Source organism: Arthrobacter sp. YAF17, assembly GCF_052113365.1.
Lineage (GTDB): Bacteria > Actinomycetota > Actinomycetes > Actinomycetales > Micrococcaceae > Arthrobacter.
Window position 1 is genome coordinate 142,855 of the sequence record NZ_JBFRDB010000006.1, and the last position, 6,305, is coordinate 149,159.

A 6,305-nucleotide genomic window follows, 5' to 3' on the forward strand; every position below is an offset into this window, starting at 1 on the left:
CTAGCTTTCGGTGATCACCAGCGCGGTGCTGTGCCCGCCGAATCCGAATGCGTTGGCGATGCCTGCCTTGGCCTGCTGGCCCTCGAGCGTTCCCCGGATGAGGTTGAGGTCGATCCCGCCGTCGGGCTCGTCAAGGTTGCTGGTGCCGGGGAACGCCCCCGTCTTGAGGGCCTGGACCATAACGATGGCGCCGAGCGCACCGGCGCCGCCGAGCAGGTGCCCGGTGAGGGATTTCGTGGAGGTGACGGGGACCTGGGTTCCGAGCACGTCCTTGATGGCTTCCGCCTCCAGCCGGTCGCCAACGGGAGTGGACGTTGCGTGGGCGTGGACCAGACCGATGTCCTTCGGACCCAGCCCCGCGGCCGCGACCGCCCTTTCCATAACCCGGCGCTGCATGGCTGGATCAGCGGCGACGATGTCGACGGCGTCGGACGTCACCGCGGTTCCGGCCACGATGCCGAGGATGTCCGCCCCGCGGGCGCGGGCGTGGTCTTCCCGTTCCAGGACCAGGATCGCGGCGCCCTCGGCGAGAACAAAGCCGTCCCGGTCCTTGTCGAAGGGCCGGGATGCGGCCTGCGGGTCCCCGTTGCGGGTGGAGAGGGCACGGATTTGCGCGAACCCGCTGAGGATCAGTCCGTTGATGCAGGAATCCACGCCGCCGGCGATCACCACGTCCGCCGCGCCGGCGCGGATCATGTCGGCCGCCTGGGAGATGGCCTCGGCCCCGGAGGCGCAGGCGCTCACCGGGGTCCTTGCGCCGCCTTTGGCGCCGACGTCGATGGATACCCAGGCCGCGGGGGCGTTGGTCATGATGCGGGTGAGGGTGTGCGGGGATACCCTGCGCGGGCCGCTGGCATCCAGCGTCCGGGCCTGGTCAAGGGTGGTGTCCAGGCCGCCGTAGCCGGAGCCGATCACCACGGCCAGGCGCTCCGGGTCAGTCTCCGGACGGCCGGCCTGCGCCCATGCCTCCCGGGCTGCAATCAGCGCCAGGTGTCCGCACCGGTCCATCCTCTTGAATTCGTGGGTGGTGAGCCGGGATGCGACGTCGATGTCCGCCCGGCCAGCCATGCGGACGGGGAGGCCCTGCGCCCAGTCCTCCTCGAGCGCCACGATTCCGGAGCGACCGGCCAGCAGCGAGGCCCAGGTCTCGGGGGCGGTCCCGCCGACAGGGGTCACCGCGCCTAGTCCGGTGACAACGACTCTGGGGGCTTCAGGCATGGGTACCGGTATCTCTGTGAGGCCCCTCGGGTAACCCGCGGGATGGCGGGGCCGGACGTGCGGGGCGGGGTCGGGGTGAGTGCAGTGGCGGGTCGGGCGTGCGTGCGGTGGTGCGAGCGGCGTCGGGCGGGCGTGCGTGCGGTCGGGCGGTGGCTGGGTCGGGCGTGCCTGCGGTGGTGTGGTGGCGTGCGGGAGTGAGGAGCGGCGTCGGGCGTGCGTGCAGGCGGCGAGCATGGCGTCCGCCCTATGCACCCTTTAAGAGTACGTGCGATCCCCCGCGCCGAGCCGCCCGCGCTCCCCGGCGGAGTTCCGCTGCGGAATCAGACAAGCGCACGCCGGATTCGCGCCGCGACTGTCCGGAACCGCCGCGGAAAACACTTTGACGTGCGAAAACTGGCCGGAGTGGCGCCGCCCAGATCGTTGAAACAACCCGCATCGGGATGTAGCGTGACGCTGGACAGCATGCTTAGCAATACCTATCCGTCCCACCGGACACAAGGAGCAAGTCATGAGAATCGGTTCCTCCATCTTCCTTATCGCCCTCGGCGCCATCCTTGCCTGGGCCATCGCCCCCGGACTGATTCCGAACGTGGACCAGACCATGGTCGGCTACATCCTGATGGTGGTGGGCGTGATCGGCCTGATCGCCTCCCTGGTCCTGGCCTCCCCGGGCCGCAGCCGCACCCGCCGGGTCAGCGAAACCCGCTCCGTCGTGGACCCGAACACCGGCGAGACCATCACCCGCAACGAGAGCCGCGACGCCGGCATCTAGCCCCATGGCGCACCACGCACCACGCGCCGGCCGAACGACCCGCACGCCGGGCCGGACTTCACGTCTGGCCCGGCGTGCGGCATTTCCGCGCTCCCCGCCCTGCCCGACCACCCCCGGCCCGCGCCCGGCACACGCCCAGCGTGCATGGCCGCGGATGAACATAGTGCCAATATGCCCACTCCCCGCCGCGAAAACTGGACATGTCCCGTGGTTCACCAACCCCAGGCCCGCCCACCCCCGGGCCGCGCCCGGCACATGCCCAGCGTGCATGGCCACGGATGGACATAGTGCCAATTTGCCCACTCCCCGCCGCGAAAACTGGACATGTCCCACGGGAGGCGAGATGAGCTTTCTGCGTTCATGTTGTTTTTCATTGACAAAGCCACAGATTCAAAGATAAAGTCAATCAACTCCACTCGCTGTGATGGCTATCACTGAAAGTGGCAGGAAGGCCAGCAGTACTGACGCAAGGGAGAGCCAGTGTTCGCCGAGGAACGCCAACAGTTGATTGTTGGGCTCATTACTGCCAGCGGCCGTGCCAGCGTCACGGACCTCGCCGAGCGTTTCAGCATCACCACCGAAACTGTCCGCAGGGACCTCGCCGCCCTCGAAGCCGCCGGCAGTGTGCGCCGGGTCCACGGCGGCGCGGTGTCCCCGGACCGCTTCAGCACCAATGAGGAAAGCATCCTCGTGCGGACCGACCAGCGGCAGCCGGAAAAGACCCGGATCGCCGAAGCCGCCCTGGCACTCATCCCGCAGGACGGCACCGGCAGCATCCTGATCGACGCCGGATCCACCACCGAGTCCCTCGCGGAACTCCTGGCCGCCCGGACGGCAGCAGCCACGTCCATTTCAGGCCCGGCCGCGGAACTTGTGGTCATCACCCACTCCCTTCCCATCGCGGCCAGGCTGTCCGCCGAACCCGGCATCGCCCTGCATCTGCTGGGCGGGAAGGTCCGCGGGCTGACCCAGGCCGCCGTTGGCCAGTCCACCGTCGAAGCCGCCCGCCGGATCCGCCCGGACATCGCCTTCATCGGCACCAACGGCATCCACGCAGCCTTCGGGCTGAGCACTCCCGATCCTGAAGAAGCCGCTGTCAAGGCTGCCTTCGTCCAATCAGCGCGCCGCATTGTGGTGCTGGCTGATGCCTCCAAGCTGGACGCCGAGACCCTGGTCCAGTTCGCCTCGTTGAAAGATCTGGACACCTTGATCACTGACACGAAACCCAGCCAGGACCTGGCCGATGCACTGGCGGACGCCGGAGTGGAGGTGGTGGTCGCATGATTGTCACCCTGACCGCCAACCCGAGCCTGGACCGCACCGTGGCGCTGCCGGGCCCCCTGCTCCGCGGGGAAGTCCAGCGGGCCGTCTCCGTCCGGCAGGAATCCGGCGGCAAAGGAGTCAACGTCTCCCGGGCGCTCGTCGCCTCGGGACTCAAAACGGTCGCCGTGCTGCCCGGGGCCGAGGCGGACCCCGTCCTCGCCGGACTCCGGGCAGGCGACGTCCCGTTCTCCGCCCTCCCGATCGGCGAGCCGCTGCGCAGCAACGTGGCACTCACCGAGCCCGGCGGCGTCACCACCAAGATCAACGAACCCGGCCCGGTGCTGAGCGCGGACCAGCAGGAGGCCCTGATCGGACTGCTGCTGGACCGCTCCCGCGGCGCCAGTTGGGTTGTGCTGGCCGGATCGCTCCCACCCGGGGTCCCGGCCGACTTCTACGCCACCGTCACCCGGCGGCTGCGTTCCCTGGATCACGGCAACGAGGCTCCCCTCATCGCCGTCGACTCCTCCGGCGAACCGCTCGCCGCCGCGATCTCCGGCGATGCGCTGGGGAAACCGGATCTCCTCAAACCCAACGCCGAGGAACTGGTGGAACTGGCTGCCGCAGCCGGATTCGCCACGCACAAGTCCGCCGAGGAACTCGAAGCGGATCCGGAGGCTGCCGCGGTGGCCGCCGCCGCCGTCGTGCGTTCCGGGGTGGGTGCCGTGCTGGCAACGCTCGGCTCCAAGGGTGCGGTGCTTGTGACGGCCGACGGCGCGTGGCTGGCCACGCACCCGCCGGTCACTGCGGTGAGCACGGTAGGCGCCGGCGATTCCTCGCTGGCCGGCTACCTGCTCGCCTCCAGCCAGGGCGCCGCCCCGGCCGATTGCCTCCGTCAGGCGGTGGCCCACGGTGCCGCCGCCGCCTCCCTGCCGGGCTCCACAGTCCCGGCAGTCCACCAAACCACCCCCGATGCCGTAACCATCACGGCCCTCCGGAAGGATTGACAGTGACTCAGCTCATTACTACCGAACTGGTCGAGCTCGACCAGAACCTGGGCAGCTCGCCCGAGGACGTGATCCGGCACCTGGCAGGCAGAGTTGCAGCCAACGGACGCGCCACCGAAGTCGAAGGCCTCTTCACCGACGCCTTCGCCCGGGAGTCCAAGACCGCCACCGGCGTCCCGGGCGGGATCGCGATCCCGCACTGCCGCTCGACGGCGGTCACCGAGCCCACGCTGGCGATGGCACGGCTGTCCCAGCCGGTGGACTTCGGCGCCAAGGACGGCCCCGCGGACCTGATCTTCTTCATCGCGGCCCCCGAAGGCGCGGACCAGGAGCACCTCAAGCTGCTCTCCAAGCTCGCCCGCTCGCTGATCAAAAAGGACTTCACCGCGGCCCTCCGCGCCGCCGGCTCACAGGCCGAGGTCGTCGAGCTCGTCGAAGGCGCCCTCGCCGACAAGCCCGCCGCGGAGGCCCCGGCAGCGGCCGCAGCAACCGCGGCCGGCGCAACCGCAGCAGCCGCATCCGCCGAGCCCGAAACGGCCGGGGCGCCGCGTCCCAAGCGCCTCGTTGCGGTCACCGCTTGCCCCACCGGCATCGCCCACACGTACATGGCCGCCGACTCGCTCGTCGCCGCGGCCAAGGAAGTCGGCGTGGATTTGCAGGTGGAAACCCAGGGGTCCTCCGGTGCCAAGGCACTGGACCCCGCCGTGATCGCCGCCGCCGACGCAGTGATCTTCGCCGTGGACGTGGACGTGCGCGGCAAGGAGCGCTTCGCCGGCAAGCCGGTCATCAACGCTCCCGTCAAGCGCGGCATCGACGAGCCGGACAAGATGGTCGCGGAAGCTCTCGCCGCCGCGGACAACCCGCACGCCCGCCGCGTCCCGCACTTCGCGGAGGACCAGGCCGAACACAACGCCGAGGAAAAGGGCGAGCACATCGGCACGAAGCTGAAGAAGGCGCTCCTGACGGGTGTCAGCTACATGATCCCGTTCGTCGCGGGCGGCGGTCTGCTGATCGCCCTCGGCTTCCTGCTGGGCGGCTACGACATCACGGCTTTCGCGGACAAGATCCTTGCGGACAACAGCCTCTTCAACCTGCCCACCGAATACCCGGAACTCGCCTGGGGCCCGCTGGGCGCCTTCCTCGGTGCCGTGTTCTTCAAGATCGGCGCCCTGTCCCTCGGCTTCCTCGTGCCCGCGCTGGCCGGCTACATCGCCTACGCCATCGCCGACCGGCCGGGCATCGCCCCGGGCTTCGTCTCCGGCGCCGTGGCCGTCTTTATGGGAGCAGGGTTCCTCGGCGGCATCGTGGGTGGCCTGATCGCCGGCTACGTGGCACATTCGATCGGCAAGCTCACCGTTCCCCGCTGGCTGCGCGGCCTGATGCCGGTGGTCATTATCCCGCTCGTGGCGTCCATCGCTGCCTCAGGCCTGCTCTTCGTGTTCCTGGGCAGGTACGTCGCGGCGGTCACTGTCGGGCTCAACGAGTTCCTGTCCAGCCTCACCGGTGCCAGCGCCATCGCCCTTGGCATCATCCTCGGCCTGATGATGTGCTTCGACCTCGGCGGCCCGGTCAACAAGGTTGCCTACGCCTTCGCCGTCGCCGGCCTCGGCGCAGCATCCATCGAAAACCAGGCCCCGTGGCAGATCATGGCAGCCGTCATGGCTTCCGGCATGGTTCCGCCGCTGGCCATGGCATTGGCTGCTACCGTGCTGAACAAGAAGCTCTTCAGCCTCGCGGAACAGGAAAACGGCAAAGCCGCCTGGCTGCTGGGAGCCTCCTTCATCTCCGAAGGCGCCATTCCCTTCGCCGCGGCCGACCCGCTGCGGGTCATCCCCGCCAGCATGCTCGGCGGCGCGGTGACCGGCGCCATCTCGATGGCGGCGGGCGTGGGGTCGAAGGCCCCGCACGGCGGAATCTTCGTCTTCTTCGCGATCGACAACTTCCTGATGTTCGTCGTCGCCATCGCGGCCGGAACCGTCGTGAGTGCCTTCGCAGTGATCGGGCTCAAGCGCTACGCGGTTAAGAAGCCGGTTGATACGGTGGAGCAG

5 protein-coding genes are annotated in these 6,305 nt (G+C 69.2%); 4 read left to right on the forward strand and 1 reads right to left on the reverse strand.

Annotated elements, in window-relative coordinates:
* Complete coding sequence (locus AB4Y67_RS07450; protein WP_441405143.1) at positions 1–1,218, reverse strand: beta-ketoacyl-[acyl-carrier-protein] synthase family protein; 1,218 nt, start codon at positions 1,216–1,218, stop codon at positions 1–3.
* A 508-nt stretch (positions 1,219–1,726) separates the two neighbouring features.
* Here AB4Y67_RS07450 and AB4Y67_RS07455 point away from each other — a divergent pair.
* The 4 genes from AB4Y67_RS07455 to AB4Y67_RS07470 all read left to right on the forward strand — a co-directional run.
* Positions 1,727–1,990, forward strand: coding sequence for a DUF6458 family protein (locus AB4Y67_RS07455; protein ID WP_066433102.1), 264 nt, complete (start codon positions 1,727–1,729; stop codon positions 1,988–1,990).
* 480 nt (positions 1,991–2,470) lie between these two features.
* On the forward strand, positions 2,471–3,274 hold the full coding sequence (locus AB4Y67_RS07460; RefSeq protein ID WP_441405144.1) for a DeoR/GlpR family DNA-binding transcription regulator: 804 nt from the start codon (positions 2,471–2,473) through the stop codon (positions 3,272–3,274).
* On the forward strand, positions 3,271–4,257 hold the full coding sequence (locus AB4Y67_RS07465; RefSeq protein ID WP_441405145.1) for a 1-phosphofructokinase family hexose kinase: 987 nt from the start codon (positions 3,271–3,273) through the stop codon (positions 4,255–4,257). Before AB4Y67_RS07460 ends, AB4Y67_RS07465 begins: the two co-directional genes overlap by 4 nt.
* Positions 4,258–4,259: 2 nt before the next feature.
* Positions 4,260–6,305, forward strand: a 2,046-nt coding sequence (locus AB4Y67_RS07470) for a PTS fructose transporter subunit IIABC (protein ID WP_441405146.1), incomplete at its 3' end; no start/stop codon positions are given.